Source organism: Devosia sp. Micro-HW1 (assembly GCF_056341075.1).
In genome coordinates this window covers 2,506,468-2,532,877 of the sequence record NZ_CP094375.1, presented here as the reverse complement: position 1 = coordinate 2,532,877, position 26,410 = coordinate 2,506,468, and the positions used below count along the sequence as shown (strand labels likewise).

The following is a 26,410-nucleotide window of genomic DNA, read 5'->3' as shown; positions in this document are numbered from 1 at the left end:
GGTCAGCGACGCTGCAACGCCACATGCTGGAGCAGCAAAATCGTCTTGGCGTCGATGATGCCGCCATTGCGGGTCATCGCCAGGGCCTCGGCAAAGCCGAGTTCGACCAGTTCGATCTCCTCGCCCTCGGCTTCGAGACCCCCGCCTTCATGGCGGAATGTCGTCGCATCATAGGTGCCGACAAAGAAGCTGACTTTCTCGGTGAGCGAGCCCGGGCTCATATAGGCGTCGCAGACATGGATGATGTCGCGCGGCGCATGACCCGCTTCTTCCAGCGCCTCGCGGGCCGCGGCGGTGGCGGCATCGTCGCCGTCCAGCAGGCCTGCACAGGCTTCGAGCACGTCCGGCTGGTCGCCGCCCAGAAGGGCGGGCAGGCGGAACTGACGCACCAGCAGCACCGTGTCGCGTGAGGGGTCGTGCAGCAGCAGGGCGGCGGCGTGGCCGTGGTCATAGACTTCGCGCTCGAGGCGCTGCACCGCGCCATCGCGCCTCCTATAGTCGACCGTGTAATTGGTCAGGCTTCCCCAGCTTTGGGCCAGCAGCTCCTGCGATACGATGGTCACCCGCCCGGTCATGCGCCTCTCCTTGCTGCCACCGGCCATAGCCTGCCCGCAGGCCGCGGGGAAGATTTTTGTCCGGCATTGCGGGGTCGGGAAAACTGAACGGCAGCTAAATGCCCAGTTCACGCCAGCGTGAACTGGCCTCCTTTAGAAGGTGCTCCATCAGCGGCGGCCAGAGAGCGCGCCGCACCACAAAGGAGAATGACAATGACCAAGACCAAGCTGATCCTGTCCGCCACCATCGCCCTTGCCACGCTGCTCGGTGCCGCTTCCGCCCAGGCCGCCAGTCGCGACGTGACCATCGGCATGGGCACCTTTGCCAATCGCTGCGTCGACCAGGGCGGCGTGTTCGAGGCGGCAGCGCCCCTCCTCGTCTGTCACACTGAAACGGTGCGGGTCGATTGCGCCTTCGCCACCAGCCACGACGCCTATTGCAGCTGGCCCGGCATCGACAACCGCATCGCCGTCAACCGCCTGCTCGGCATGGCCGATGCGGACTATAGCTCGACCGCCAGTATCGGCGGCGTGAAGAAATCCGGTGGCGGCGGCATCAATCTTCCCGACCTGCCGCTCGACAATGGTGGTGGCGGTGGCGGCATCCAGCTGCCCGACCTGCCGATCAAGAACAAGTAAGCCAGAACCGCCGGGCCCTGGGGTCCGGCGGTTTCGTTTGCGTCTAGAACTCGTTCCAGTCCTCGGCAGCGGCCCCGCCGAAATAGGCCCTTGCGACCTTTTTGGTGGCGGGGCTCAGCGACCGGGCTGCCGCGGCCGGGGTTACGGACCGGACCGGGGCCGCACCGGCCAGAACAAAGCGCTCGACCAGCCGGTCGACCATGCCGGCCTGGCCCTCGGTCTGCTCGATCGAGGCGTTCATTTCCTCGACCAGCGCCGCATTGTGCTGGGTCATCTCGTCCATCTGGCGCACCGCGACATTGACCTCGGCAATGCCCGAGGCCTGGGCCTGGCTGTCGCTGGCAATGGTTTCCATGACGCTGGCGGTCTGGCGCACCCCGGCAATGATCTCGCCCAGGCGCCCGGCCACGTCGGCCACCAGCCGCGTGCCGTTGCGCACTTCGCCGGCGCTCTGTTCGATCAGCACCTTCACGTCGCTCGAAGCCTGCGCCGCTGATTGCGCGAGGCGCCGCACTTCCACCGCCACCACGGCAAAGCCCTTGCCGGCCTCACCGGCCCGGGCGGCTTCCACCGAGGCGTTGAGGGCCAGGAGGTTGGTCTGAAAGGCAATGTCGTCGATGAGGCCAATGATGCTGGAAATCTTGGCCGAGGAGGTTTCGATGGCGCTCATGGCCGATGTCGCCTGGTCCATCACGCCGCTGCTGGCCTCCACCACATGGGTCACCCTGTCGGTGCTGGTGCTGGCCTCACGCGCCCGCTCGGCATTGAGCGCCACGCTCGAGGCCATCTGCTCCATGGCGGCCGAGGTCTGCTCGATCGTGGCCGCCTGGCGGGTGGTGCGCTCGGAGAGGTCATTGGCGCCGGCAAGGATTTCCGCCGTGGCGGTCTTGAGCGCGCGGGAGGTGTCGCGCAGCTCGCCCACCATGCCGGCCAGCGTGTCGGCGACATTGTTGGTCGAGGTCTTGAGCCGCTCGAAGGCGCCGGCATAGGAGCCCGCCATGCGCTGGCGCAGGTCGGCCCCGGCCAGGGCGCCGAGCACCGTGTCGGCCTCGCCCAGAGCCGCTTCGATCGAGGCCAGCATGGCATTGAGATTGGCGGCGATGCGGTCGATTTCGGCATCGTCATTGTCGGCGTCGAGACGGGCCGAGAAATCGCCATCCAGCGCCCGGGCGATAACGGCGTCGAAGGCGGCCTGGAAACGGGCCATGGTTTCGGCACGGGCGAGGGTGCGGCTGGCGTCGGCCTGTTTTGCGATCTCGGCCTCGGCCACCTGGCGGGCATTGTCGCGGAAGGTTTCGAGGGCGCGGGCCATCTCGCCCAGCTCGTTGCGGGCCTTCGTGCCGGAAATCATGACATCACGGTTCCCGCCCGAAAGGGCCTGCATGGTCTTTGTGAGACCGCCAATGGCGCGGCCCAGCCAGCGCGCGGTCACCGCCGCCAGGACAATGCCGCCGACCAGTCCGACCAGCCCGACAGCGACCAGAATGATGAACTGGCGCTGCTGCTGCTCGGCAATCTGCGGCCCTAGCGTGTTTTGCGCCTCTTTGGCCCGGTCGCTCATCGCATTGTAGAGCTCGCTCATAGCCTGACCCAACGCCTGCAAGTGGGGCGTCTCGGCCGCAGCTTCCGGCGCAGTGCCGGCGGCGATGGCCGCCATCAGCCTGGTGAAGGTCGCGTCATAGGTCTGGGATTGCAGCGTCACCGTGTCGATGGCGTCGAGCGAGACCGGGTCGTGCAGGAAGAAGGCCAGTCCGTCGGCGTCGGTTGTGCCTACATCGAGGATCATTTCGCGCACGCGCTCGGCGCGCTGCGGGCTGGGGTCCTGCAGGTAAGTCGAAAAATCCTGCCGCAGCGTTTCCACGTCGCGCACATAGTCATTGATTTCCAGCGACTGGCGCGCCGCTTCGCGATACTGGGCGAACAGGCCTTCGGCCGAATACATCATGGCGGCGGAGGTCGCCGCGATCGCAAGGATGATGGCGACCACACTGATGAAGGCAGCATAGATGCGGCCTTTGACACTGGATAGGAAAGACATGGGCTAGTCTCCGGGTAGAATCATATATTCCGCCGCGGAAGCTAAAATTTGTTTACCATGATGGCTCGTGCCGTGCCGAAAGCTGAGGCCCGTGCGCCGATCCGCTCCTGCCTACCGGGGGCGCGCCGGATAGGCGGGGGAGATGCGGCCTTCGACCTGCCGAGGCGGTGGGTCAGGCCCGGGGTATGCAGGTCCCGGATTTGCCCCGTCCCCGATTTCGCCAACTTGGAGGCCGCGCGACGGCCGGCACCATCAAAGCGTCCGTCCTGCCCGGTCGCGTTGGCTGCATCCTGTCACCTGGCACGCCGGTCTGGGCCGCGAGTGCCCATACGTCCAGTGCCCCAGCATATCGCTGCATTGCCCTTCATGTCCGGCCTCATCGTTCCGTCATCACCGCCGCTCCGCGAACAGTGTGTGCGCTATGCGAACAAAGTGCGGAAAGCGCCGAAAGTTGTCGCTCAGGGCCGGGCCGGGCTTTGATTTCGTAACCATTGGGCGCTAAACACTCGAACCATTCCAAACTGGACGCGGCATGGCGCCGCATCGCAAGGCCCCGGATACGCCCCATGTCGGTCAGAGCCCGCCCCACTTCCCCGCATCTGCAGATCTATCGCTGGTCCATCACCATGGCCATGTCGATCATCCATCGCGCGACCGGCATCGCCAATTATTTCGGCATGGCGCTGCTGGTGATCTGGCTGGGTGCCGCCGCCGTGGGACAGGATGCGCTGATGGCGGTCAATGTCGTCTATGGCAGCTGGTTCGGGCAGCTCGTGCTGTTCGGCTTCACCTGGAGCCTCGTGCACCACATGTGCGGCGGCCTCCGGCACTTTGTCTGGGATTTTGCCGTGATGCTCGAACCGGGCCGGCGCCAGCAGATGGCCTGGGCCACAATCATCGCCTCGGTGATCATCACTATCCTGATCTGGACCTTCTTTGTGTGGATGGCCTGAAATGCGTGAACCCGTCCTGACCACGGCGACCATCGCCAATCCCAAGTCCCATTACGGCGACGCCAAGGCCTCCACCCGGCATTTCATCACCCAGCGCATGACTGGCGCCATCAACATCGTGTTCCTGGGCTTTTTGCTCTTTGTGGTGGTGCGACTGGCCGGCCAGGACCGCGCCGATGTGGTGGCGCTGCTGGCCAATTGGTGGGTCGGCCTTCCCTTTGCCGTGCTGATCGCCATTGCCACGATCCACATGCGCAACGGCATGCGCGATACGCTCGAGGACTATGTTCACGGCGCCATGTATCGCCTGGCCATGCTGCTCAACACGCTGTTCTGTCTCGCCCTCGCCCTTCTGGGTGCCGGCGCCGTGCTCAAAATCGTCTTCTGGGGTTGATCAAGATGGCCAAGTACGAACTGATCGACCACGAATTCGACGTCGTCGTGGTGGGCGCGGGTGGTGCGGGTCTCCGCGCTACGCTGGGCATGGCCGAGCAGGGTTTTAATACCGCCTGCATCACCAAGGTCTTTCCCACCCGCTCGCACACTGTCGCGGCCCAGGGCGGCATTGCCGCATCGCTGCAGAATATGGGTCCCGACAGCTGGCAGTGGCACATGTACGACACCGTCAAGGGGTCGGACTGGCTGGGCGACAATGACGCCATGGAATATCTGGCGCGCGAGGCCCCGGCGGCGATCTACGAACTGGAACACTACGGCGTGCCATTCTCCCGCACGCAAGAGGGAAAAATCTATCAGCGCCCGTTTGGCGGGCACATGACCGAATTCGGCGACGGCCCGCCGGTGCAGCGCACCTGCGCCGCCGCCGACCGCACCGGCCACGCAATCCTGCACACGCTCTATGGCCAGTCGGTCAAGAATGACGCGCAGTTCTTCATCGAATATTTCGCGCTCGACCTGATCATGGGCGAGAATGGCGAATGCCAGGGCGTCATTGCCTGGAAGCTCGACGACGGCACGCTGCATCGCTTCCGCGCCAAGCTCGTGGTGCTGGCCACCGGCGGCTATGGCCGCTCCTACTTCTCGGCCACTTCGGCCCATACCTGCACCGGCGACGGCAATGGCATGGTGGCCCGCGCCGGCCTGCCGCTGCAGGACATGGAATTCGTGCAGTTCCACCCCACCGGCATCTATGGCGCCGGCGTGCTGATCACCGAAGGCGCGCGGGGCGAGGGCGGCTATCTCACCAATTCCGAGGGCGAGCGTTTCATGGAGCGCTATGCCCCGAATGCGAAAGACCTCGCCTCGCGCGATGTCGTTTCGCGCTGCATGACGCTGGAAATCCGCGAAGGCCGTGGCGTCGGTCCCAAGAAGGACCATATCTACCTGCATCTTGATCACCTCGATCCCAAGGTGCTGCACGAGCGCCTGCCGGGCATTACCGAGAGCGCGAAAATCTTCGCCGGCGTCGACCTCACCCGTGAGCCGATCCCGGTCCTGCCGACCGTGCACTACAATATGGGTGGCATTCCCGCCAATTATCACGGCGAGGTGCTCAACCCGACCGCCGAGGACCCGAACCGCATCGTGCCGGGCCTGATGGCCGTGGGCGAAGCCGCCTGTGCCTCGGTGCATGGCGCCAACCGGCTGGGCTCCAATTCCCTCACCGATCTTGTGGTCTTTGGCCGCGCCGCCGCCATCCGTGCCGGCAAGGTGGTCGACAAGGCGAGCCCGGTGCCTGGTATCAACGCGGCGCAGGATGAAAAAATCCTCGCCCGCTTCGATCGCCTCCGCAATGCCAATGGCTCCCAGCCGACGGCAAAACTGCGCGACGAGATGCAGCGCACCATGCAGGCCGATGCGGCCGTGTTCCGCACCGATGCCTCGCTCAAGAACGGCGTTGCGGCAATGAGCGAAATCTATGCGCGCCTGCCTGACGTCAAGGTCACCGACCGCTCGCTGATCTGGAATTCGGACCTCGTGGAAACGCTCGAGCTTGAAAACCTCATGACCTGCGCCATGGCGACGGTGGTGTCGGCCGAGGCCCGGCACGAAAGCCGCGGCGCCCATGCGCATGAGGATTTTCCGAACCGCGACGACGTGGAATGGCGCAAGCATACCCTGGCCACGGTCGATGTTTCGACCGGTGCCGTGGCGCTCTCCTATCGCCCGGTCATTACCGACCCGCTGACGCCCCAGGATCAGGGTGGCATCGATCTGAAGAAAATCGCACCCAAGGCACGAGTGTACTGATGCGCCTCATTCTCGCTTCTGCTGCCCTTCTGGCTCTCGCCATGCCGGCCTTCGCGGCGCCGACGGCCGAGCAGAAGGAAGAATTCTACAAGGTCTGCGTCGGTATCTCCCAGAATACCGAGCTTTGCAGCTGCAAGGCCGAGGCGGCGATGACGCTGATCGACGAGCGGTTCATGGGCGTGGTCATCGCCTCGATGAAGGGCGGCTCGACGGCGCCCGAGGACGCGGTGCCGTACAATACCTACGTCGCCAAGTCGAACCAGGTCTGCAAGCCGAACTACTGATTTTTCGGGCGACCCCCAAGCGCCCGCTGAGAGGAATGAGAACATGGCCGAACTGACTTTGCGCAAGGCCGATCAGCCGCAAAAGGGCAAGACCTGGCCCAAGCCGCAGGGCGCCACGCGTCTGCGGGAATTCCATATCTATCGCTATGATCCCGATACCGAGGACAATCCGCGCATCGACACCTATTTTGTCGATCTCGACAATTGCGGGCCGATGATCCTCGACGCCCTGCTCTATATCAAGAACAACACCGATCCGACCCTGACGCTGCGCCGGAGCTGCCGCGAGGGCATCTGCGGCTCCTGCTCGATGAATATCAACGGGCTCAACACCCTGGCCTGTACCAAGGGCATGGATGACAGCTCGGGCCCGATCAAGATCTACCCGCTGCCGCATATGCCCGTGGTCAAGGACCTTGTTCCCGACCTCACCAATTTCTACGCCCAGCACCGCGCCATTGAGCCCTGGCTCAAGACCACTTCGCCCACGCCCGAAAAGGAATGGACGCAGTCGGTCGAGGCCCGCTCCAAGCTCGACGGCTTGTATGAATGCATCCTGTGCGCCTGCTGCTCGACCTCCTGCCCGTCCTATTGGTGGAATGGCGAGAAGTATCTCGGGCCCGCAGCGCTGCTCCAGGCCTATCGCTGGCTGATCGATAGCCGCGACGAGACCACGCAGGAACGCCTCGACAATCTCGAGGACCCGTTCAAGCTCTATCGCTGCCACACGATCATGAACTGCTCCAATGCCTGCCCCAAGGGCCTCAACCCGGCCAAGGCCATTGCCCAGATCAAGAAGATGATGGTCGAGCGCAAGGCCGCCTGAGCGGCGCGGGCGGTCCATCGTTTACCGCTATGCCTCCCTCCATCGTCACCACCCGGCTTGACCGGGTGGTCCTTGCGATGGCTCGGCAGATGGATTGCCTGCACAAGCCCGGCAATGACGTTGAACAGTCAAGCTTCGATCACGTCTGACTGATCCTCGGGTCAAGCCCAGGACGGCTTTGATGCTGGGGGACTGACCAAAACAAAAACGGCGGGACAAAGTCCCGCCGTTTTCATGTTTATCTCCAAACCCCTCAGCGCAGGGTGATCTTGCCCGCTTCGAACAGGGCCTGGCAGTCGGCCGAGTCTTTTTCGAGATCGCTGTCGAGCAGGGTCGAGGCCACGCCCGGGCCTTCGAAGCGCGGGTCGTCGCAGATATTGTCATTGGCATAGTCCGAGGAATTGTCGCCGAATTCCACGCCCGAGGAATCATAGGGTGCGCCGAGGACATAGTCGGGCGTAAACACCGGCTTGATGGTGATGTCGCCGCTGTCCACCAGGGCCTGGCAGTCGGTGGCATCGCCCATGACGTCGTCGCTGGAGAGCTTCTTGGCCATGCCGGCACCGGCAAAGCGCCAGTCGTCGCACTGGCCGTCATTGGCCCATTCCGACGTGTCCGAGCCGAAGTCGAAGAAGCCGCCTATGTCATTGACGGACTTGAGGGATGCATTGCCCGACAGGAAGGCGGCGCGGCAATCGCTGGCATCCTTCATGCGCTCGGAGTCCGAGGGGGTGGCGGCAACGCCGGCGCCGACAAAATCGGGATCGTCGCATTCCCCGTCATTGGGCCAGGCGCCGCTGTCATCGCCGAAGTCGATGCGCGCGGCCAGCGCTTCGAGCACGCTGCCTGAAGCGAGGGTCATGGGCACTTCGTCCGAGCCTTCACCGGCCAGGGTAATGGTGCCATCCTCGAAGGCGGTGCGGCAGTCGCTGGCATCGCGCAGGATGTTCTCGTCATCGAGTTCCCCGGCCATGCCGGCACCGGTAAAGCGCGGATCGTCGCATTCGAGATCGTTGGCCCATTCGGAGCTGTCATCGCCAAAGTCGATAGCGTCTGGAGTGGCCGTATCGCCCTCTTCGGCAAGGGTAATGGTGCCCGCCTCAAAAGCGGCCTGGCAGTCGGTGGCGTCCTTGCCGATATCGGCGTCTTCCAGTTCCTCGGCCATGCCGGTCCCGGCAAAGCGCGGATCGTCGCATTCGCCGTCATTGGCCCAGTCCGAGCTGTCATCGCCGAAATCCACGGCCGAGGCGTCGGCGCTGTCGCCGCTATCGGGTTCGGCCAGGGTGATCGTGCCGGCTTCGAAGGCGGCCTGGCAGTCGGTGGCATCCTTGCCGACATCGACATCCTCGAGCTCGGCCGCCATGCCCTCGCCGGTGAAGCGCGGGTCATCGCATTCGCCATCCTTGGCCCATTCGGAGGTGTCGTCGCCGAAGTCGATCTCGTTGGTGGGACCCACCGGCGGATCGCCGGCGATCTCGCCCGTTTCCGCCAGGGTGATCGTGCCGGCCTCGAAGGCCGCACGGCAATCGGTGGCATCCTTGGCGGTATCGGCGTCTTCGAGTTCGCTGGCCATGCCCTCGCCGGTAAAGCGCGGATCGTCGCATTCGCCGTCATGGGCCCATTCGGACGTATCGTCGCCGAAATCTACCGCGTCCGATGTCTGCGCCTGGCTGGGTGCCATGAGGCCGGCAACCAGGATCAGTGCCAGGCCGGTTGCGCCCAGACCCCTGCTGAATGCACGCATAAGCTGTTCTCCCTCAACCCGAAATGCCATTCCCAATAGCGTCATCTTATAGCGGCTTTATGGCGGCCAGAAGGGGGGAAAGCTATTGATCACGGGTGCGGTTGCGGCTTTCGCGGCGCGCAAACAGCCAGGACCCGCACAGCACCATGGCGGTTCCCACGGCATGAACCAGGGTAAAGTCCTCGCCCAAGATGACCACGGCCAGCACGATGGTGATGATCGGCCCGAATGAGGCGGTGGACGAGGTGGCGCGCGGTCCAATGCGGGAAATCGCGCCATTGAGCAGGAATGAGGGGAGCACCGTGCCGAAGACGCCCAGCATCAGGCCGAGCGACCAGACATAGGGGGTGAAGCCGGCGTAGGTCTGGGGCCCGTCGACGACAAGGCTCTGGCCGATGGCCAGCACGGCGGCGGTCGACATGCCGATGCAGGTGAACAGCGCCGAGCCCAGCACCAGCATCTGCCGCCGCGCCAGGTGCTGGTAGAGCGCGAAGGTCAGCGCCGAGCCCAGGACCAGCAGTGTTCCGAGGAACAGCCCCTCGGGCTGCACGGTGAGGTTCCAGGCAAAGATTACGGCCAGCCCGCCATAGCTCAGCAGCATGGGCGGCACGAGGTTCCAGCTCATGCGGTCGCCAAAGAACCAGACGCCGAAGAGCAGGACGAAGAAGGGATAGGTGAACAGCACCAGCCGCTCATATTGGGCCGGGACGAAAGCCAGGCCCGCAAAGTCGAGATAGCTGGAGAGATAGTAGCCCAGTGCGCCCACGGCCATGCTGGCAGCCAGAGTTCTGGCGGTCAGCAGCGCCCGCAGCTGGCCGTTACGGCGCAGGATCGAGACGAGGATGACCAGATAGACCGGCAGGGCCACCAGCATGCGCAAGGCCAGCGCTGCCTCGGTGGAGACGCCTTCGGCAAAGGCGAGCTTGATGAAGACGCCCTTGGTGGAAAACAGGGCCGCCCCGCCAAGGGCGAGGAGATAGCCCATGGTGTCGATGCGGGTGACGGGGCTGTCGGTGGGGGTGCTGGTCATGCGGCAAAGGTCCTTTGCGCCAGCAATAGGCCCGATCGGACGCCGTTCAAAGCCAACTACGCGCAATTCCGTCCAGCGGCTGAAATGACCGGCCTCCCACGGTTCCGCCCTCGGGTTTGACCCGGGGGCCACTGTGCACGCCCACAAATCCAGGAAGGAAACGACTGGCCCTTGGGTCAGGCCCGAGGGCGGCAAGGTGTTTTGCGAAGCAGCTGTTTCAGGAACTCCCCCTCAGCCGCGCGGATGGGCCTGGGCATAGCTTTCCAGCAATCGCTCGGTATCGACCTGGGTATAGATCTGGGTGGAGGAGAGGCTGGCATGGCCCAGCAGTTCCTGAATGGCGCGCAGGTCGCCGCCCTTGCCCAGCAGATGGGTGGCAAAGGAGTGCCTGAGCGCATGCGGGGTTGCCGAGGGCGGCAGGCCGAGCGCCGAGCGCAACTGCACCAGGCGCATCTGGATGAGGCGGGGCGAGAGCACGCCGCCGCGCACGCCGCGAAACAGCTTGTCTTCGGGCCAGAGCTTGAACGGGGCCAGCGACAGATAGGTGTCGATGCTCTGCCGTACCGGGACGATCAGCGGCACCATGCGCACCTTGCCGCCCTTGCCGGTGACCCGCAGCGTCGCGCTGTCGAGGTCGGCCTTGGTGAGCGAAAGGGCTTCCGAGATACGCAGGCCTGCGCCATAGCAGAGCGAAATGACGGCCATGTCGCGGGCGGCGACCCAGGGCCGGTCTTCCATTTCGTCGGTGGCCGAAATTGTCGCCTTGGCTTCGACCACGGTCAGGGCCTTGGGCAGCGAGCGCGGTATCCTGGGGGTACGGACGACGTTGAGCGCCTCGGTCGTCAGCGTGCCCTCACGTTCGAGAAAGCCGAAAAAACTCTTGAGCGCGGAGAGCACCCGCGCCAGCGAGCGCGAGCCGAGACTTTCGCTGCGGCGCTGGGCCATGAAGGCGCGGATGTCGGCGCCGCGCAATTGCCGGAGCGAATCAAGGCTCACCGGTCCGCCCATATGGCCGGCCAGAAAACTTATGAACTGGCCGAGATCGCGACCATAGGCCTCCAGGGTCCTGGGGGCCAGCCGCCGCACCGAACCCAGATCACGCAGCCAGGCATCAATCCGGCTGCGGACGAAGTCATCGGTGGCAAAGGCTGAGTCGGTCATGGGTGAAGCCTAGACCGGATCGGTGAACAATTCTCTAGCCGAAGGGCCGCCAGCCGGACCAGTCGCGTGGCCGTTCGCGCGGGTCGAGGCCCAGATCGGCATGGAGATGGCCCGGCACAAGGTCGGGGCGACGGCGTGTCCTGCTGCGGTGGATCAGCCAGTCATAAAGGCTCGCCTCGCGGGCAATGGTCTCCACACTGGCGTGAGAGGGGTGATGCATGTGCGCGTTCATGGTCGTTCTCCTCATCCGTCCGTGACAAGAACACTAGGTGAACATAGCGACAGGACATGTCAGCATGTGCAGGGCTCAGAATCGCTTGCATTGAGGCGCCAGCGATGCGAACAGAACAGGCAAAGATGGTGGATCGTCCTGACATTGTCGCAGTTATGGTGGGGGTGGCCGTGGAGGGCCCCTACAGCTATCGCGTGCCCCAGGGCATGGCGGTGGAGCGCGGCTCGATCGTCGCCGTGCCGCTGGGGCCGCGATTGATCCTCGGCGTGGTCTGGGGCCCACCCAGGGACACGATCGCCCACAATCGCCTGCGCGATATTGCCCATGCCTATGATGTGCCGCCGCTCTCCGAAGAGCTGCTGAAACTCGTCGAATGGGTGGCGCGCTATACACTGACCGCGCCGGGCCAGGTGCTGCGCGGCGTGCTGCGTTCGCCCGAGGCGCTGGATGCGCCAAAGCCGGTCATTGCCTATCGCCGCACCGGGCACGAGCCGGAAAAGCTGACGCCGGCCCGGCTGCGGGTGCTCGACTGCCTCATGGATGACATGGCCTGGCCCAAGCCGGCCCTGATCGGGGCGAGCGGGGTATCTTCCTCGGTCATCGAGGGCCTCGAGCGGGCAGGGGCGGTGGAAAGGCTGGAAATCCCGGCGCCGCCGGTGGTGATGCCGCCCGATCCGGACGACAATCCGGCAAAGCTCAATCCCGAGCAGCAGAAGGCGCTGGACCAGATCCTGGCGCTCGACGTCCATGGCTTTGGCGTGGCCCTGCTCGATGGCGTCACCGGCGGGGGCAAGACAGAGGTCTTTTTCGAGGCGGTGGCCGATACGCTGCGGGCCGGGCGGCAGGCGCTGGTGCTGCTGCCAGAGATTGCCCTGACCAATACATTCATCGACCGCTTCACCCGTCGCTTCGGCACGCGCCCGGCCGAGTGGCATTCGGACATGACGCCGGTGCAGCGCGCAAAGGTGTGGCGCGGCGTACTGGATGGGTCGGTGCGGGCTGTGGTGGGCGCCCGCTCGGCCTTGTTCCTGCCGTTCCGCGAGCTGGGGCTGCTGGTGCTCGATGAGGAGCATGACGGCGCCTACAAGCAATCGGATGGCTTTACCTATCACGCCCGCGACATGGCCATTGTCCGGGCCAATCTGGCGCAGGCCCGGGTGGTCCTCTCGTCCGCCACCCCTTCGGTCGAGTCGCGCAACAATGCCAATGCCGGGCGCTATGCGCACGTGACGCTGGAAAGCCGCTTTGCCCAGGCCGCCATGCCCGATGTCACGGCGGTGGACATGCGCATCAACGGGCCGGAAAAGGGCGAATGGATCGCCCCGATCCTGGCGCGCGAGGTGTTTGCGGCACTCGACCGGGGCGAACAGGCGCTGCTGTTCCTCAACCGGCGCGGCTATGCCCCGCTCACCCTCTGCCGCTCCTGCGGACACCAATATCAATGCCCGGATTGCTCGAGCTGGATGGTCGAGCACCGGTTTCGCGGCGTGCTGATGTGCCACCATTGTGGGCATGAGCGGAAAACGCCCAAGGCGTGCGATGAATGCGGCGATACCGAGAGCCTCGTGGCCGTGGGGCCGGGCGTCGAGCGCGTCGCCGAAGAGGCCGCGATCCGCTTCCCGGATGCGCGCCGGGTGCTGCTCTCGACCGATATGGGCAGCCACGCGCAGCTGCGCGAACGCTTTGCCGAGATCGAACGGGGCGACTATGACCTCATCATCGGCACCCAGCTGGTTTCGAAGGGCCACCATTTCGAAAAGCTCTCAGTGGTGGGCGTGCTCGATGCCGATCTCGGTCTCGCCCATGGCGATCCACGCGCCGCGGAAAAGACCTTCCAGATCCTGACCCAGGTGGCCGGCCGGGCCGGCCGTGCCTCAAAGCATGGCAAGGCGTTCCTCCAGACCTATCACCCCGATCATCCGGTGATGAAGGCGATGGTCAGTGGCGATCGCGAGGCGTTTTATGCGCAGGAGCTGCTGGCGCGCGAGGCAGGCGGCATGCCGCCCTTCGGCCGGCTGGCGGCGCTGATCGTCTCGGCCAGTGAGCAGCAGACGGCCATGGCCTTTGCGAAGGCCTTGCTCTCGGCCGCGCCCATGGCCGAGGGGGTGCGCCTCTTCGGTCCGGCCGACGCGCCCATCGCCATGATCCGCGGCCGCCACCGGGTGCGGCTCCTCGCCCAATCGGGCAAGGATTTCGACCTCTCAGGCTATATGCGCTTCTGGCTGGGCAATGCCGAAAAGCCCAAGGGCGACCTCAAGGTACAGGTCGACATCGATCCGATGAGTTTTATGTAGCGGCTAAAGGTGACGATCCGGATCCATGCCCTGGTGCAGGATACGCACGATCTCGATGACATCAGGGGCTGTCCGATAGTAAATAATGTGCGCGCCCGAGGGTAGCTTGCGCAAATGCGGCCGAACCTCCACTCGCAAACCAAGTGCGGGATTGTCAGCGATGGAAGCCATCTTATCGCTCAGCAAACGGTAATACTCGTCCGCTTGATGTTCCGACCACTGCTCAAGTGAATAGAGCCAGATGGCGTCGATATCCTGTCGGGCCCTGTCGGAAATTCTCAGCCGCGTCATCGCGGCAGATATTTCCGATGCAGCTCGTCGAGAAAGGCGTCACGATCAAAGGGAGTGAACGGCCCCTTTTCGCCTTCGTCCAGCGCCTGTTGCAGGGCCTTTACCTTCGCGTCATGCTCGAGCAGCCGCAGGCCGGCGCTCACCACTTCCGTTGCGGATTGATAAGTGCCGCTGCCGATCTGCTCTTCGATAAACTCGGCGTCGTGGTCGCTCAGCGATATGGATGCGTGGCGGGTCATTGCGCTCTCCTGCTGGTGGCAATGTAACAATGCCCCGTGCCCCTCACAAGTTCGGACGCCTGGTGCGGCCCGCTTTGCCTGGCTGTCAACACGCCGAGCCATCCGAGCGAAGGGCTTCATTCGAGCAGAGCTCTCATGGCCGTCTCCGCTCTAGCCGCGCCCTTCGAGCCCAGCTCTCACGGCCTTCTCGCCTCAAATCATGCCGCCGGCATGATTTGCCCCGCCGGGGCGGCTTCCCGCCACTCAGGCATGGCCTTCGCGGCCTTCTCGGCTCCAAAGGCTCCACCGGAGCCTTTGGTCCTCCGGACCGCCTTCGAAGTGCGACACTTTCGACATGCTTGAATCACCCCGGGGAACCTTGCGTGGCCGGCTTGGCCTGTGTTAGAGCGGGCGCAAATTTCCAGGGGTCCGGCTCGCGGCCCGTTTCCGAGCACGTCCAATCGTTCATAACCCGCCCGGGTTCCGGTCCACGGAACCAATACAAGGGTCGGTCAAAGAGAGGGTGAAGCGGCATTGGCAGCGCAGAATTCAGTGCTTACCCAGATAGCGCGGCCTTACGCGTCGGCGCTGTTCGATCTCGCCCAGAGCGAGAATCAGCTGGCCCAGGTTGAGACCGGGCTTTCCGATATTTCCAGGCTGATTGGTGAAAGCGACGATTTCTCGCGCTATCTCCGTTCCCCGGTGATCTCGGCCGACGTCAAGGCATCGACACTGGAAACCATCCTGGCCAAGGCCAAGGTGAATGCCCTTCTGGGCAATTTCCTGCGTCTGGTGGCCAAGAACGGGCGCCTGTTCGCCCTGGATACGATCATTGCCGTCTTCCGCGAGCTGGCTGCCGCCGCCCGCGGTGAAGCCACGGCAGACGTCACATCCGCTTCCCCGCTGAGCGATGCGCAGGCCAAGGCCTTGGCCGAGACGCTCAAGCAGAAGCTGGGCAAGACCGTGACGCTCAACCAGTTCGTTGATCCCTCGCTGATCGGCGGCCTTCAGGTGAAGGTCGGCAGCCAGATGATCGACTCATCCCTCAAGACAAAACTCGCTGCGATGAAGATCGCCATGAAAGAGGTCGGATAATGGACATCAAAGCCGCGGAAATTTCTGCGATCCTCAAGGACCAGATCAAGAATTTCGGCCAGGAAGCCCAGGTTTCCGAAGTGGGTCAGGTGCTCTCCGTCGGTGACGGTATTGCCCGCGTCTATGGCCTCGACAATGTGCAGGCCGGTGAGCTCGTCGAGTTCCCGGGCGGCATCAAGGGCATGGCTCTCAATCTCGAATCCGACAATGTCGGCGTCGTGATCTTCGGCAATGACCGCTCGATCAAGGAAGGCGACGTCGTCAAGCGCACCGGCGCCATCGTGGCCACCCCCGTGGGTCCTGGCCTGCTCGGCCGCGTGGTCGACGGTCTCGGCAACCCGATCGACGGCAAGGGCCCGATCGTGCACACCGAACGTCGCCGTGTCGACGTCAAGGCGCCCGGCATTCTGCCGCGCAAGTCGGTGCACGAGCCGATGTCGACCGGCCTCAAGGCCATCGACGCGCTGATCCCGATCGGCCGCGGCCAGCGCGAGCTGGTCATCGGTGACCGCCAGACCGGCAAGACCGCCATCATTCTGGACACTTTCCTCAACCAGAAGCCGGCACATGACGCCAATGCTTCGGACACCGAGAAGCTGTTCTGCATCTACGTCGCCGTGGGTCAGAAGCGCTCCACCGTTGCCCAGTTCGTGCGTCAGCTCGAAGAATCGGGCGCGCTGCAGTATTCGATCGTCATCGCCGCGACCGCTTCGGACCCGGCTCCGCTGCAGTATATCGCGCCCTTCACCGGCTGCGCCATCGGCGAGTGGTTCCGCGACAATGGCAAGCATGCCGTGATCGCCTATGACGATCTGACCAAGCAGGCCGTTGCCTATCGTCAGATGTCGCTGCTGCTGCGCCGTCCGCCGGGCCGCGAAGCCTATCCGGGCGACGTTTTCTACCTGCACTCGCGCCTGCTCGAACGCGCCGCCAAGATGAACGAAGACCACGGTCTTGGTTCGCTGACCGCGCTGCCGGTCATCGAAACCCAGGCCAACGACGTGTCGGCCTATATTCCGACCAACGTGATCTCGATCACCGACGGCCAGATCTTCCTCGAAACCAACCTGTTCTTCCAGGGCATCCGCCCGGCCGTGAACGTTGGTCTCAGCGTGTCGCGTGTGGGTGGTTCGGCCCAGATCAAGGCGATGAAGCAGGTTGCCGGCTCGCTCAAGGGCGAACTCAGCCAGTATCGCGAAATGGCCGCTTTCGCCCAGTTCGGTTCGGACCTCGACGCTGCCACGCAGCGCCTGCTCAACCGTGGTGCGCGCCTCACCGAGCTGCTCAAGCAGCCGCAGTTTGCGCCGCTCAAGACGGAAGAACAGGTTGCGGTGATCTTCGCCGGTGGCCAGGGCTACCTGGACAGCGTTCCGGTCAGCAAGGTGCAGGATTTCGAAAAGCACATCCTGTCCAACCTGCGCTCCAAGCATGCCGACCTTCTGGCGACCATCGCGGCCGAAAAGCAGCTCAGCGACGATACCCGCGCCAAGCTCAAGTCGGCTCTCGACGAGATCAAGAAGACCTACGCGGCCTGAAGCCTGAAGGAGACGACAGGCCATGCCGTCGCTAAAGGACCTTAAGAACCGGATCGACTCGGTCAGATCGACCCAGAAGATCACCAAAGCCATGCAGATGGTCGCGGCGGCCAAGCTCCGTCGCGCCCAGGATGCTGCCGAAGCTGCCCGCCCCTATGCCGAGCGCATGGGCAAGGTGCTGTCGAGTCTGGCGGCCGTCTATGACGGCCAGTCGGACGCGCCGGTGCTGCTGGGCGGCAATGGCAGGGATCAGGTACATCTGCTGGTCGTGGCGACCGGCGAGCGTGGTCTGGCCGGCGGGTTCAACTCGTCGATCGCCCGTCTCGCCCGCGACCATGCCCAGAAGCTCATCGCCCAGGGCAAGACCGTCAAGATCCTGACCGTGGGCCGCAAGGGCCACGACATCCTGCGCCGTCAGTATCCGGAACTGATCGTTGATACGTTCAACTTCCGCGAGATCAAGCAGGTTGGCTTCACCCAGGCCCAGCAGGTCGCCGACAAGGTGCTTGCCATGTTTGCCGCCGGTGAATTCGACGTCGCGACGCTCTACTTTGCCAAGTTCGGCTCGGTGATTTCGCAGGTGCCGACGGCCCAGCAGATCATTCCGGCCAAGCTCGACAGGGTGGAAGCCGAAGGCACTGTCAGCGCCTCGACCGTGCCCTACGAATACGAGCCGAGCGAAGAAGCCATCGTCGAGGATCTGTTGCCCCGCAACATCTCGGTGCAGGTGCTGCGCGCGCTGCTCGAAAACTCAGCCTCGTTCTACGGTGCGCAGATGTCCGCCATGGACAACGCGACCCGCAATGCCGGGGAAATGATCGGCAAGCTGCAGCTGAGCTACAACCGCCAGCGCCAGGCCCAGATCACCAAAGAACTCATCGAAATCATTTCGGGCGCGGAAGCGCTCTAACCGCATAGCGAGGACGAACAAATGGCAGACAAAAAGGCCGGTCGCGTATCGCAGGTCATCGGCGCCGTCGTCGACGTCGTTTTCGACGATCACCTGCCCGCCATCCTGAACGCACTTGAAACCACCAACAATGGCCAGCGCCTGGTCCTGGAAGTGGCACAGCATCTCGGCGAAAACGCCGTGCGCACCATCGCCATGGACACGACCGAAGGTCTGGTTCGCGGCGCCGAAGTGGTCGACCTGGGCAGCGCCATCACCGTTCCGGTTGGTGAAGCGACCCTGGGCCGCATCATGAACGTCATCGGCGAGCCGATCGACGAAGCCGGTCCGATCGTGGGCGAAGCCAAGCGCGAAATCCACCAGGACGCGCCCGCTTTCGCCGAACAGAACCCGGAAAGCCAGGTTCTGGTCACCGGCATCAAGGTCGTCGACCTGATCGCGCCCTATGCCCGGGGCGGCAAGGTGGGCCTGATGGGCGGCGCCGGCGTCGGCAAGACCGTTCTGATCCAGGAACTGATCAACAACGTCGCCAAGGCGCATGGTGGTTATTCGGTGTTCGCGGGCGTGGGTGAACGTACCCGCGAAGGCAACGACCTTTACCACGAAATGATCGAATCGGGCGTGAACAAGGACCCCAAGGAACATGGTGGCTCGGCCGCCGGCTCCAAGTGCGCCCTGGTGTTCGGCCAGATGAACGAGCCCCCCGGCGCCCGTGCCCGCGTGGCTCTGACCGGTCTCACCGTCGCCGAGCAGTTCCGCGATCAGGGCCAGGACGTGCTGTTCTTCGTGGACAACATCTTCCGCTTCACCCAGGCCGGCGCCGAAATGTCGGCTCTGCTGGGTCGCATCCCCTCCGCCGTGGGCTACCAGCCGACGCTGGCTACCGACATGGGCGCGATGCAGGAACGCATCACCACCACCAACAAGGGTTCGATCACTTCGGTTCAGGCCGTGTACGTGCCCGCCGACGACTTGACCGACCCTGCACCGGCCACCTCCTTCGCCCACTTCGACGCCGTGACCGTGCTCAACCGCGCGATCTCGGAAAAGGGCATCTATCCGGCCGTTGACCCGCTGGCCTCCAATTCGCGTATTCTCGATCCGCTGACCGTGGGCCAGGAACACTATGAAGTGGCCCGCCAGGTCCAGGCGATCCTGCAGAAGTACAAGGCGCTGCAGGACATCATCGCCATCCTGGGCATGGACGAGCTCTCTGAAGAAGACAAGATGACCGTGGCCCGTGCCCGCAAGATCGAGCGCTTCATGAGCCAGCCCTTCGACGTGGCCGAAGTGTTCACCGGTTCGCCGGGCGTGTTCGTGCAGCTCGAAGACACGATCAAGGGCTTCAAGGGCCTGGTCAACGGTGACTACGACCACCTGCCGGAAGCCGCCTTCTACATGGTCGGCACCATCGAAAACGCTGTTGCCAAGGCCCAGAAGCTGGCTGCCCAGGCGGCCTAAGCCGTGCCCACTGGGTTCGCCGCCAGCGGCGGACCCACTGCCTGACCCGAACCAGCAGGTTCGCTCCGTTAAGGGACCAAAAGAATGGCTGAAGGCCTCAAGATCGAGATCGTGTCGCCCGAGCGGCTGGTGCTGTCCGAAACCGTGCATTCGGTCACCGTGCCGGGCAGCGAAGGCTATTTTACCGTCATGGAAGACCATGCGCCCTTCATGACCACGCTGCGCTCCGGCTTCATCACCGTCACCAAGGACGGCGGTGCTGCCGAGATCTATTTCGTCAAGGGCGGCTTTGCCGACGTCTCGACGACGGGCCTCACCATCCTGGCCGAACAGTCGGTGCCGTTCTCCGAATTCGACCACGCGGATCTGCAGACCCAGATCAAGGCGGCCGAGGACGAACTGCAGCGCGCCGAGACCCCCGAGGACAAGTCCTATACCCAGGAATTCCTCTCCGGCCTCCTGAACCTGGCCATCGAGGCCCAGCAGCTGAACGGCACGCATATCCACTAAGCGTCGCTTTTCTCCCCAAATTCATGCGCAAGGCCGTCCGCAAGGGCGGCCTTGTTGCTTGGAAAATGGGCATGCCGCATAGCAAATAAGCAAGTCATTGATATTGCTCGATATTTGAGGTGTATCAACCTGTGCTTAACTCTTGAGGCGCACCCTGCTTCTGGAATTTCTGATAGCCGGCCAATGGCGGTCGGATCCGGGGGCACATCATGGGTTCACTCCTGCGCAATATGCGCCTGACTTTTGCCATTTCCAGCATGACGATCGGGGCCATTACCCTGGCCATCCTGGCGGTGCTCGGCGGCCTCTATGTCAGTCTCAGCGGCTCGGTGGCGCGGGATGAAGCCAAGGCCCTGACCGACACGACCCGCATTGCCGCGCAGATCCTGCAGGTCAACCTGCCCAGCCTCGAAGTGGGCTTTGACGAGACCGGCAATGTCGCGACGCTGACGGCGCGCAGCATGCCGCGCTTCCGCACCCATGATGTCATCGACGCCGTGGCCCGCGTGGCCGGGCAGCAGGTGGCAGTCTATGTCTATGACACCGAGGTCAGCCCCGACATGGTGGTGGGCAGCACGAGCGTCACCGACGCGGCAGGGGAGCGCCGCCTCGACCTTGCCCTTGTCGCCGGCGATCCGATATTCGACGCGCTTGCCGCCAACCAGCCGATGCGCTCGGAAGCGCGCCTTGAGGGCACCACCTATCTCCTCGACTACCACCCGATCGCCACCAGCGATGGCGTGGTGATCGGCGCGCTGATGGTCGCCGTCGACCGGGGACCGATCGTCGCTGTGCTAGCGAGCACCATGACCGTGCTGGGCGCCACGGCGCTGCTCGGCCTGCTGGTCACCGGCGTCCTGGCGCTGCTGCTGGCCCGCATGCTGATGCGGCCCATTCCGCTGCTGGCCGGCGTCATGGAGAGCCTGGCCGAGGGCCAGATCGATGCCGATGTTCCCTATACGGAACAGCGCAACGAGGTTGGCGCCATGGCGCGGGCCGTGGAAGTGTTCCGCGCCAATGCAGTGGAGAAGGCGGCGCTCGATGCGCAGGCCCGCCAGCATCTGGCCGAGGCCGCCGATCATACCGGGCAGCTGCAGGCCATTTCACGCAGCCAGATCGTCGCCGAGTTTTCGCTCGAGGGCGTCGTGCTCGCCGCCAACGACAATTTCCTGGCGCTGCTCGGCTATCGCCTCGAGGACATTGTCGGGCGCCCCAATGCCCAGTTCCTGTTCGACGTGGATCCCTCCAGCCAGACCTATCTGCAGTTCTGGCAGGACCTGGCCGCGGGCGCCTTCAAGAGCGGCGAATATCGTCGCCGCACCAGCGGGGGCCAGGAGGTGTGGATCCAGAGCACCTTTACCCCGATCTTCGACGCCGACGGCAATCCCTACAAGGTGGTGCAGTTCGCGACCGATGTCTCGGCCCGCAAGGTCTCGGTCGCGGCCATCGGCGCCGGGCTCAAGCAACTGGCCGAAGGCGACCTCACCAGCACTATCACCACGCCCTTCCCGCCCGAATTCGAGGATCTGCGTCTTGCCCTCAACGGTACGGTGGAGCGTTTTGCCGATGTGGTGGGCCAGCTGCGGCTGACGACGCGCTCGCTGCGCACCGCCAGCGGCGAACTGCTTTCGGGCGCCAATGATCTTTCCGAACGCACCACGCGCCAGGCGGCAACGATCGAGGAAACCTCGGCCGCCATGGAAGAGCTGGCGGCCACGGTCGCCAGCAATGCCGGCATGGCCGAGGAAGCCGCCGGCAAGGCCGAAACGGTGTCGAAGGCCGCAGCCGAAAGTGGCGCAGTGATGGGCGAGGCCAATGGCGCCATGGAGCGCATCACCCAATCCTCGGCCAAGATCTCCAGCATTATCGGCATGATCGACGACATCGCCTTCCAGACTAACCTGCTGGCGCTCAATGCCTCGGTGGAAGCCGCAAGGGCGGGTGATGCCGGCAAGGGCTTTGCGGTGGTTGCGGTGGAAGTGCGCCGCCTCGCCCAAAGCGCGGCGCAGGCGTCCTCGGAAGTGAAAGCCCTGGTCGAAAAGAGCGCCGACGAGGTCAAGGGCGGGTCGAGCCTGGTCAGTGCCGCCGGCGACCGCCTCAGGGCCATGCTCGACGCGGTCAGGGAAAACAGCGATCTAGTGCGTGCCATTGCCCGTGCCAGCCGCGAGCAGGCGGCCTCCATCGAGGAGGTCAACACGGCCGTGCGCACGCTCGACCAGATGACCCAGCACAATGCCTCCCTGGTGGAAGAGACCAATGCCGTCATCGAGCAGACCGAGGGCCAGACCCAGACGCTCGACCGCATCATTGATGTGTTTACGCTGGCGGAAACGGATGCCGCGCCGGTGGTTGCGACGGGCCGCAAGGCGGCTTAGCTCCCAACTCACTCCCCCTACCACCGCGCCGCGGGGCGGCACGGGGAGTGGTGATGGATTCAAGCTAAAGCGTAGGAGCGCTGCGTCAGTCCTAGCCCAAAGCCGCCTCGACCAGCGCCACGGCATGCAAAGCCGTGGTGTCGTAGGTGGGGAGGGAGGAGCTGGCGTCGTCAATCAGCATGCCGATCTCGGTGCAGCCCAGGATCACCGCCTGGGCGCCGCGCGCCGCCATGCGGTCGATGGCCGCCTGATAGACCTTTCGGGACTCGTCCCGGACGATCCCCTTGCACAGCTCGTCATAGATGATGCCGTTGAGATTGGTGTGGTCCACCTCCGGCACCATGACCGTTAGCCCGTGACCGATGAGACGGGCCTTGTAAAAATCCATCTCCATGGTGAAGCGCGTGCCCAGCAGGCCCACCGTGTCGAAGCCGTCGGCGATCAGCGCGGCGGCGGTTGGATCGGCAATGTGGACAAAGGGGATGGAAATCCCCTCCAGCATGGTCTCGGCCACCATATGCATGGTGTTGGTGGCAAGGCCCAGCACCTCTGCGCCTGCTGCCTGCAGGGAAAGGGCCACTCCATTGAGTTGCCGGCCGGCCTTGTCCCAGTTCCCGGCCGCTTGCAGCGCTGCAATCGGGGCAAAATCCACTGAATGCAGGATCAGCGGGGCTGAATGCAGTCCGCCACGACGGCGCGCCGTTTCGCGGTTGATCGCGGCGTAATAGTGGGCACTCGATTCCCAGCTCATGCCGCCGATCAGCCCGATGGTCTTCATGCCGGGATCAGGCATTGGCGAAACGCTGCGGGATGTCGGCAAAGGCCTTGACCACCTGGTCATAGGCCGGGCGCTTGAAGGGTACGATCAGCCCCGGCACGCGGCTCAGCTTTTCCCAGCGCCAGGCATTGAATTCGGGCGCGTGCTTGCCGCCGCCGGGCGTCGCCACGTCGATCTCGGCCTCGTTGCCGGTGAAGGCAAAGGCGAACCAGCGCTGTCGCTGGCCGCGATACTTGCCCTTGAAGGCGACGCCCAGGAGCTCGTCGGGCAGGTCATAAAAAATCCATTCGGGTGCTTCGGCAAGCAGGCTCACCGAGCTGATACTGGTTTCCTCGACCAGTTCGCGCAGGGCGGCGCGCAGCGGGTCCTCGCCCTTGTCGATGCCGCCTTGCGGCATCTGCCAGGCAAAGCCGGACGCGGCGGACTGGTCGGGGTCGCCTTCGGACTTGCGATGGCCGACAAAGACCTCGCCCCGGGAATTGAACACGGCAATGCCCACGCAATCGCGGTAGGGAAGGGCTTCACGGTCAGGCCGCTCGGTCATGGCAAATCCAGTGTGTAGGCGCCGCAGGGCAGCTGTGTCCGGGGCGCTATTTCATCAGGGCACTGGCCGGAACCAGGGCAATGCCCTTGGCATCGAGTTCATGTGCCCATTCGGACACGGCCTGCACCGATATGGGCAGGGCGCTTACAATACCAATGGCGCTGCCGGTTTCCATGGCCTGGGCCTCAAGGCTGGCAAGCGCGGAGAGAATGGATGCGCGCGCCGGATTGGCGTCGATGACGGCGCTGGCGCGTGAAAACGGCACGCGGTTGGCGGCGGCCAGCTGCTGGGCCACCGAACGGTTGGACGAGCCATCATCGAGATAGGCCAGGCCCCGCGCGCCAAATTCTTCCATGACCGGCGCCATGTCGGCGGCCGAGGCGGTGAGGCGCGCGCCCATATTGTTGATGACGCCGAAATAGCCGCCGAAGCGGGCCATCAGCCAGAACAGTTTCTCGAGATTATCGCGCGGCGCCTCGCCGGTGAGGATGGTATGGGGCCCCGGATCGTTCTGCGGGTAGTCGAACGGCTCGAGCGGCACTTCGAGCATGACTTCATGGCCGGCCGTGCGGGCGGCGGCGACGCTGTTTTCGAGGCTCCGCCCATAGGGGGCGAAGGCCAGCGTCACGTCGTCGGGCAACTGGTCGATGGCATCAAGCGACCCCTGTTCGTTGATCCCGAGCCCGGTCACCACAATCGCGATCATCGGCCCACCGGCGGCAAGCGCCACGTCGGCGGGACGGCGATAGGCGGCAAAGGGCGTGAGCCCCGTACCCGATATGCGCGGGATGGTGCCGGCGGAGGTTTCCTCGCTGAGATCGGGCAGGGCGCCGAAGCGACCGGGAATCTGGCCCGGGGTGGTGCCGGGCGCCGGTGCGGAGGGCGGGGTGCTGCCGGAGGGAAATTGCTGGGGATCGGCGGTGATGGTGGCCGGGCGGCTCTGGGCCGAATTGGCCACACTGTTGTTGTCGCGGGTCGAGGTGATGGCCACGTCCTGGCTGGGGCGGCCGCCCTCGGGGTCTTCCACGAGGAACAGGCGCAGGGCGACGCCGCCGATGATCAGGAAGATGATGATGAACAGGAGGCGCGCCAGCGGGAAGTGCAGACGGCCGGGACGACCATCGGGGCGGCGGCGGCCGGTCAGCGGCTTGGACAGGTCATTGGCCATTGGCGATCTGTTCATTCCCCGGCAGGGTTCGTGCGCAACATACGAAAATGCGGCGCGAATCATTGCGCCGCATTTCCAGTCTATCATGACCCGGTGTGGATCCGGGCCGGGCGCCCTTACTCGGCGCTGGGCGGGAAGGCCGGGTTGGTCTCTTCGCCCTTGAGCAGGCCGATGGCATATTGCAGCTGGGTGTCCTCGGCCTTTTCGGCCGGCACATAGACCGACGAGCCGACGCTCGATTCTTCCTGGCCCTCGATGGTGATGTGGCCCTCAAGGCCGGCTTCACCGATGATCTCGTCGCGGCCCTGGAATTCCTCGGGCACGACCTGCTTGATCTCGATGTCGGGGGTGATGCCCAGCGCCTGGATCGAGCGGTTGTTCGGCGTGTAGTAGCGCGCCGTGGTCAGGCGCATGGCGCCATCGGGGCCCAGCGAGATGATCGACTGGACCGAGCCCTTGCCGAAGCTGCGGGTGCCGACCAGGGTGGCGCGCTTGTGATCCTGCAGGGCGCCGGCGACGATTTCCGAGGCCGAGGCGGAGCCGCCATTGATCAGCACCACGACCGGCACGTCGGCGATCTTGTCGTCGAGCGGGTCGGGCACGGCGTCATAGCGGGCGCTTTCGCTTTCGGTGCGGCCACGGGTCAGCACCACGGCACCGCGGTTGAGGAAGGCGTCGGCGACATAGACCGACTGGTCCACCAGGCCACCCGGATTGTTCCGGAGGTCCAGGATGATGCCCTCGGGCGCCACGCCGTCGCGGGCCTCGTAGATGTCCTCGATGGCGCGCTCGATGCCGACAAAGGCCTGTTCGGAGAAGCGGCTCAGGCGCAGCAGGGCAATGTCGCCCTCGCCTTCGGTCCCGCCGCCTTCCATGCTCCAGCGCACCGCGCGCATGGAGATGATGCCGCGCTGCAGGGTGAACTCGATCGGGTCGGTCACGCCTTCGCGCAACACGGTGATGGTCACGTCGGTGCCGACAGGGCCGCGCATCTTTTCGACGGCTTCGTCCTGGGTCATGCCGTCGACCGGCTGGCCGTCGATCTCGTAGATCAGGTCGTTGGACAAGATGCCGGCGCGGGCTGCGGGCGTATCGTCGATGGGCGAGACGACCTTGATCAGGCCCTCTTCCATGATGATCTCGACGCCGAGGCCGCCGAACTGGCCCGACGTATCTTCGCGCATGTCGTCATAATCCTGCGGCGGCAGGTAGCCCGAATGCGGGTCGAGCGAGGTCAGCATGCCCTGGATGGCGGCGCGGATCAGCTCTTCCTCATCGGGCGGATCGACATATTCGCTGCGGATGCGATCGAAGATGTCGCCGAACAAGTTGAGGTCGGCATAAATGTCCAGCGGATCGGTCTGTTCCGCAGCGGCGCGCTCGGCGGCAGTCGGCTCGGGTGCCTCGCCGCTCGGATTGGGCTCGACCTGTTCTTCCTGCGGCACGGGTTCGGGCGCGGGCTCGGCCGGGGTCTGGGCCTGGGCGATCAGCACGGTGGCGGGTACCAGCACTGCCGCAGCAAGGGCGGCAAGGCGGATAGAGTTGAAGCGCATGGATTG

The 26,410-nt window shown here is 64.5% G+C and carries 25 protein-coding genes; 13 read left to right on the top strand and 12 right to left on the bottom strand.

Annotated features, from left to right (window positions below):
• Window positions 1-2: 2 nt before the first annotated feature.
• Window positions 3-575, bottom strand: coding sequence for an NUDIX domain-containing protein (locus MQW79_RS12065; protein ID WP_476584721.1), 573 nt, complete (start codon window positions 573-575; stop codon window positions 3-5).
• 192 nt (window positions 576-767) lie between these two features.
• On the opposite strand from MQW79_RS12065, the gene MQW79_RS12060 reads away from it, so the two are divergent.
• Window positions 768-1,193 (top strand): hypothetical protein, encoded by a 426-nt coding sequence (locus MQW79_RS12060; protein ID WP_476584720.1) that lies wholly within the window; start codon window positions 768-770, stop codon window positions 1,191-1,193.
• 43 nt (window positions 1,194-1,236) lie between these two features.
• On the opposite strand, the gene MQW79_RS12055 is transcribed toward MQW79_RS12060, so the two are convergent.
• Window positions 1,237-3,231 carry a methyl-accepting chemotaxis protein gene (locus MQW79_RS12055; protein ID WP_476584719.1) on the bottom strand — a complete coding sequence of 665 codons (1,995 nt, stop codon included), beginning with the start codon at window positions 3,229-3,231 and terminating at the stop codon, window positions 1,237-1,239.
• 566 nt (window positions 3,232-3,797) lie between these two features.
• Between MQW79_RS12055 and sdhC the strand changes: the two genes are divergently transcribed.
• From sdhC to MQW79_RS12030, 5 genes are read left to right on the top strand one after another with little or no spacing between them, the layout of a single operon-like run.
• A complete protein-coding gene (gene sdhC, locus MQW79_RS12050; RefSeq protein ID WP_476584718.1) occupies window positions 3,798-4,184 on the top strand; it encodes a succinate dehydrogenase, cytochrome b556 subunit in 387 nt (128 codons plus the stop codon).
• A gap of 1 nt (window position 4,185) precedes the next feature.
• Window positions 4,186-4,578: a succinate dehydrogenase, hydrophobic membrane anchor protein gene (gene sdhD, locus MQW79_RS12045; RefSeq protein ID WP_476584717.1), complete on the top strand. Its 393-nt coding sequence runs from the start codon at window positions 4,186-4,188 to the stop codon at window positions 4,576-4,578.
• A 5-nt stretch (window positions 4,579-4,583) separates the two neighbouring features.
• Window positions 4,584-6,395, top strand: coding sequence for a succinate dehydrogenase flavoprotein subunit (gene sdhA / locus MQW79_RS12040; protein WP_476584716.1), 1,812 nt, complete (start codon window positions 4,584-4,586; stop codon window positions 6,393-6,395).
• On the top strand, window positions 6,395-6,679 hold the full coding sequence (locus MQW79_RS12035; RefSeq protein ID WP_476584715.1) for a hypothetical protein: 285 nt from the start codon (window positions 6,395-6,397) through the stop codon (window positions 6,677-6,679). The genes sdhA and MQW79_RS12035 overlap by 1 nt, the downstream gene beginning before the upstream one ends.
• A gap of 43 nt (window positions 6,680-6,722) precedes the next feature.
• A complete protein-coding gene (locus MQW79_RS12030) occupies window positions 6,723-7,505 on the top strand; it encodes a succinate dehydrogenase iron-sulfur subunit (protein WP_476584714.1) in 783 nt (260 codons plus the stop codon).
• Window positions 7,506-7,758: 253 nt separating this feature from the next.
• Here MQW79_RS12030 and MQW79_RS12025 read toward each other — a convergent pair whose 3' ends face one another.
• From MQW79_RS12025 to MQW79_RS12010, 4 genes are all read right to left on the bottom strand, one after another.
• Window positions 7,759-9,249: a hypothetical protein gene (locus tag MQW79_RS12025; RefSeq protein WP_476584713.1), complete on the bottom strand. Its 1,491-nt coding sequence runs from the start codon at window positions 9,247-9,249 to the stop codon at window positions 7,759-7,761.
• 82 nt (window positions 9,250-9,331) lie between these two features.
• Complete coding sequence (locus tag MQW79_RS12020) at window positions 9,332-10,279, bottom strand: DMT family transporter (RefSeq protein WP_476584712.1); 948 nt, start codon at window positions 10,277-10,279, stop codon at window positions 9,332-9,334.
• A 231-nt stretch (window positions 10,280-10,510) separates the two neighbouring features.
• Window positions 10,511-11,440, bottom strand: coding sequence for a tyrosine recombinase XerC (locus MQW79_RS12015; RefSeq protein ID WP_476584711.1), 930 nt, complete (start codon window positions 11,438-11,440; stop codon window positions 10,511-10,513).
• A gap of 34 nt (window positions 11,441-11,474) precedes the next feature.
• Complete coding sequence (locus MQW79_RS12010; protein ID WP_476584710.1) at window positions 11,475-11,672, bottom strand: hypothetical protein; 198 nt, start codon at window positions 11,670-11,672, stop codon at window positions 11,475-11,477.
• A 125-nt stretch (window positions 11,673-11,797) separates the two neighbouring features.
• On the opposite strand from MQW79_RS12010, the gene MQW79_RS12005 reads away from it, so the two are divergent.
• Window positions 11,798-13,966, top strand: a complete 2,169-nt coding sequence (locus MQW79_RS12005; RefSeq protein ID WP_476584709.1) for a primosomal protein N' — start codon at window positions 11,798-11,800, stop codon at window positions 13,964-13,966.
• Window positions 13,967-13,969: 3 nt separating this feature from the next.
• Here MQW79_RS12005 and MQW79_RS12000 read toward each other — a convergent pair whose 3' ends face one another.
• Window positions 13,970-14,257: a type II toxin-antitoxin system RelE/ParE family toxin gene (locus MQW79_RS12000; protein ID WP_476584708.1), complete on the bottom strand. Its 288-nt coding sequence runs from the start codon at window positions 14,255-14,257 to the stop codon at window positions 13,970-13,972.
• Window positions 14,254-14,496, bottom strand: a complete 243-nt coding sequence (locus MQW79_RS11995) for a type II toxin-antitoxin system ParD family antitoxin (RefSeq protein ID WP_476584707.1) — start codon at window positions 14,494-14,496, stop codon at window positions 14,254-14,256. The genes MQW79_RS12000 and MQW79_RS11995 overlap by 4 nt, the downstream gene beginning before the upstream one ends.
• Window positions 14,497-15,009: 513 nt before the next feature.
• On the opposite strand from MQW79_RS11995, the gene MQW79_RS11990 reads away from it, so the two are divergent.
• The 6 genes from MQW79_RS11990 (at window position 15,010) to MQW79_RS11965 (ending at window position 22,361) form a co-directional block, all read left to right on the top strand.
• Window positions 15,010-15,570 (top strand): F0F1 ATP synthase subunit delta, encoded by a 561-nt coding sequence (locus MQW79_RS11990; RefSeq protein WP_476584706.1) that lies wholly within the window; start codon window positions 15,010-15,012, stop codon window positions 15,568-15,570.
• On the top strand, window positions 15,570-17,105 hold the full coding sequence (atpA, locus tag MQW79_RS11985; RefSeq protein WP_476584705.1) for a F0F1 ATP synthase subunit alpha: 1,536 nt from the start codon (window positions 15,570-15,572) through the stop codon (window positions 17,103-17,105). Before MQW79_RS11990 ends, atpA begins: the two co-directional genes overlap by 1 nt.
• A 22-nt stretch (window positions 17,106-17,127) precedes the next feature.
• Window positions 17,128-18,015: a F0F1 ATP synthase subunit gamma gene (locus tag MQW79_RS11980; RefSeq protein ID WP_476584704.1), complete on the top strand. Its 888-nt coding sequence runs from the start codon at window positions 17,128-17,130 to the stop codon at window positions 18,013-18,015.
• Window positions 18,016-18,036: 21 nt separating this feature from the next.
• The gene (gene atpD, locus MQW79_RS11975; protein ID WP_476584703.1) at window positions 18,037-19,476 is read left to right on the top strand and encodes a F0F1 ATP synthase subunit beta; all 1,440 of its coding nucleotides are present in this window, start codon (window positions 18,037-18,039) and stop codon (window positions 19,474-19,476) included.
• Window positions 19,477-19,560: 84 nt separating this feature from the next.
• The gene (locus MQW79_RS11970) at window positions 19,561-19,986 is read left to right on the top strand and encodes a F0F1 ATP synthase subunit epsilon (RefSeq protein ID WP_476584702.1); all 426 of its coding nucleotides are present in this window, start codon (window positions 19,561-19,563) and stop codon (window positions 19,984-19,986) included.
• Between the two features lie 209 nt (window positions 19,987-20,195).
• A complete protein-coding gene (locus MQW79_RS11965) occupies window positions 20,196-22,361 on the top strand; it encodes a methyl-accepting chemotaxis protein (protein WP_476584701.1) in 2,166 nt (721 codons plus the stop codon).
• Window positions 22,362-22,452: 91 nt separating this feature from the next.
• Here the strand turns inward: MQW79_RS11965 and MQW79_RS11960 are convergent, their stop codons facing one another.
• From MQW79_RS11960 to MQW79_RS11945, 4 genes are all read right to left on the bottom strand, one after another.
• Window positions 22,453-23,139 (bottom strand): aspartate/glutamate racemase family protein, encoded by a 687-nt coding sequence (locus MQW79_RS11960; RefSeq protein ID WP_476588224.1) that lies wholly within the window; start codon window positions 23,137-23,139, stop codon window positions 22,453-22,455.
• Between the two features lie 7 nt (window positions 23,140-23,146).
• Window positions 23,147-23,683, bottom strand: coding sequence for an RNA pyrophosphohydrolase (locus MQW79_RS11955; RefSeq protein WP_476584700.1), 537 nt, complete (start codon window positions 23,681-23,683; stop codon window positions 23,147-23,149).
• A 46-nt stretch (window positions 23,684-23,729) separates the two neighbouring features.
• Window positions 23,730-24,866 (bottom strand): divergent polysaccharide deacetylase family protein, encoded by a 1,137-nt coding sequence (locus tag MQW79_RS11950; RefSeq protein ID WP_476584699.1) that lies wholly within the window; start codon window positions 24,864-24,866, stop codon window positions 23,730-23,732.
• A 101-nt stretch (window positions 24,867-24,967) separates the two neighbouring features.
• Complete coding sequence (locus tag MQW79_RS11945; RefSeq protein WP_476584698.1) at window positions 24,968-26,404, bottom strand: S41 family peptidase; 1,437 nt, start codon at window positions 26,402-26,404, stop codon at window positions 24,968-24,970.
• Window positions 26,405-26,410 lie beyond the last annotated feature (6 nt).

What these genes read in the sequence shown, in the direction of transcription:
- MQW79_RS12065 (WP_476584721.1), bottom strand. Translation starts at nt 575, where the DNA reads ATGACCGGGCGGGTGACCATCGTATCGCAGGAGCTGCTGGCCCAAAGC.
- MQW79_RS12060 (WP_476584720.1), top strand. Translation starts at nt 768, where the DNA reads ATGACCAAGACCAAGCTGATCCTGTCCGCCACCATCGCCCTTGCCACG.
- MQW79_RS12055 (WP_476584719.1), bottom strand. Translation starts at nt 3,231, where the DNA reads ATGTCTTTCCTATCCAGTGTCAAAGGCCGCATCTATGCTGCCTTCATC.
- sdhC (WP_476584718.1), top strand. Translation starts at nt 3,798, where the DNA reads ATGTCGGTCAGAGCCCGCCCCACTTCCCCGCATCTGCAGATCTATCGC.
- sdhD (WP_476584717.1), top strand. Translation starts at nt 4,186, where the DNA reads ATGCGTGAACCCGTCCTGACCACGGCGACCATCGCCAATCCCAAGTCC.
- sdhA (WP_476584716.1), top strand. Translation starts at nt 4,584, where the DNA reads ATGGCCAAGTACGAACTGATCGACCACGAATTCGACGTCGTCGTGGTG.
- MQW79_RS12035 (WP_476584715.1), top strand. Translation starts at nt 6,395, where the DNA reads ATGCGCCTCATTCTCGCTTCTGCTGCCCTTCTGGCTCTCGCCATGCCG.
- MQW79_RS12030 (WP_476584714.1), top strand. Translation starts at nt 6,723, where the DNA reads ATGGCCGAACTGACTTTGCGCAAGGCCGATCAGCCGCAAAAGGGCAAG.
- MQW79_RS12025 (WP_476584713.1), bottom strand. Translation starts at nt 9,249, where the DNA reads ATGCGTGCATTCAGCAGGGGTCTGGGCGCAACCGGCCTGGCACTGATC.
- MQW79_RS12020 (WP_476584712.1), bottom strand. Translation starts at nt 10,279, where the DNA reads ATGACCAGCACCCCCACCGACAGCCCCGTCACCCGCATCGACACCATG.
- MQW79_RS12015 (WP_476584711.1), bottom strand. Translation starts at nt 11,440, where the DNA reads ATGACCGACTCAGCCTTTGCCACCGATGACTTCGTCCGCAGCCGGATT.
- MQW79_RS12010 (WP_476584710.1), bottom strand. Translation starts at nt 11,672, where the DNA reads ATGAACGCGCACATGCATCACCCCTCTCACGCCAGTGTGGAGACCATT.
- MQW79_RS12005 (WP_476584709.1), top strand. Translation starts at nt 11,798, where the DNA reads ATGGTGGATCGTCCTGACATTGTCGCAGTTATGGTGGGGGTGGCCGTG.
- MQW79_RS12000 (WP_476584708.1), bottom strand. Translation starts at nt 14,257, where the DNA reads ATGACGCGGCTGAGAATTTCCGACAGGGCCCGACAGGATATCGACGCC.
- MQW79_RS11995 (WP_476584707.1), bottom strand. Translation starts at nt 14,496, where the DNA reads ATGACCCGCCACGCATCCATATCGCTGAGCGACCACGACGCCGAGTTT.
- atpA (WP_476584705.1), top strand. Translation starts at nt 15,570, where the DNA reads ATGGACATCAAAGCCGCGGAAATTTCTGCGATCCTCAAGGACCAGATC.
- MQW79_RS11980 (WP_476584704.1), top strand. Translation starts at nt 17,128, where the DNA reads ATGCCGTCGCTAAAGGACCTTAAGAACCGGATCGACTCGGTCAGATCG.
- atpD (WP_476584703.1), top strand. Translation starts at nt 18,037, where the DNA reads ATGGCAGACAAAAAGGCCGGTCGCGTATCGCAGGTCATCGGCGCCGTC.
- MQW79_RS11970 (WP_476584702.1), top strand. Translation starts at nt 19,561, where the DNA reads ATGGCTGAAGGCCTCAAGATCGAGATCGTGTCGCCCGAGCGGCTGGTG.
- MQW79_RS11965 (WP_476584701.1), top strand. Translation starts at nt 20,196, where the DNA reads ATGGGTTCACTCCTGCGCAATATGCGCCTGACTTTTGCCATTTCCAGC.
- MQW79_RS11960 (WP_476588224.1), bottom strand. Translation starts at nt 23,139, where the DNA reads ATGAAGACCATCGGGCTGATCGGCGGCATGAGCTGGGAATCGAGTGCC.
- MQW79_RS11955 (WP_476584700.1), bottom strand. Translation starts at nt 23,683, where the DNA reads ATGACCGAGCGGCCTGACCGTGAAGCCCTTCCCTACCGCGATTGCGTG.
- MQW79_RS11950 (WP_476584699.1), bottom strand. Translation starts at nt 24,866, where the DNA reads ATGAACAGATCGCCAATGGCCAATGACCTGTCCAAGCCGCTGACCGGC.
- MQW79_RS11945 (WP_476584698.1), bottom strand. Translation starts at nt 26,404, where the DNA reads ATGCGCTTCAACTCTATCCGCCTTGCCGCCCTTGCTGCGGCAGTGCTG.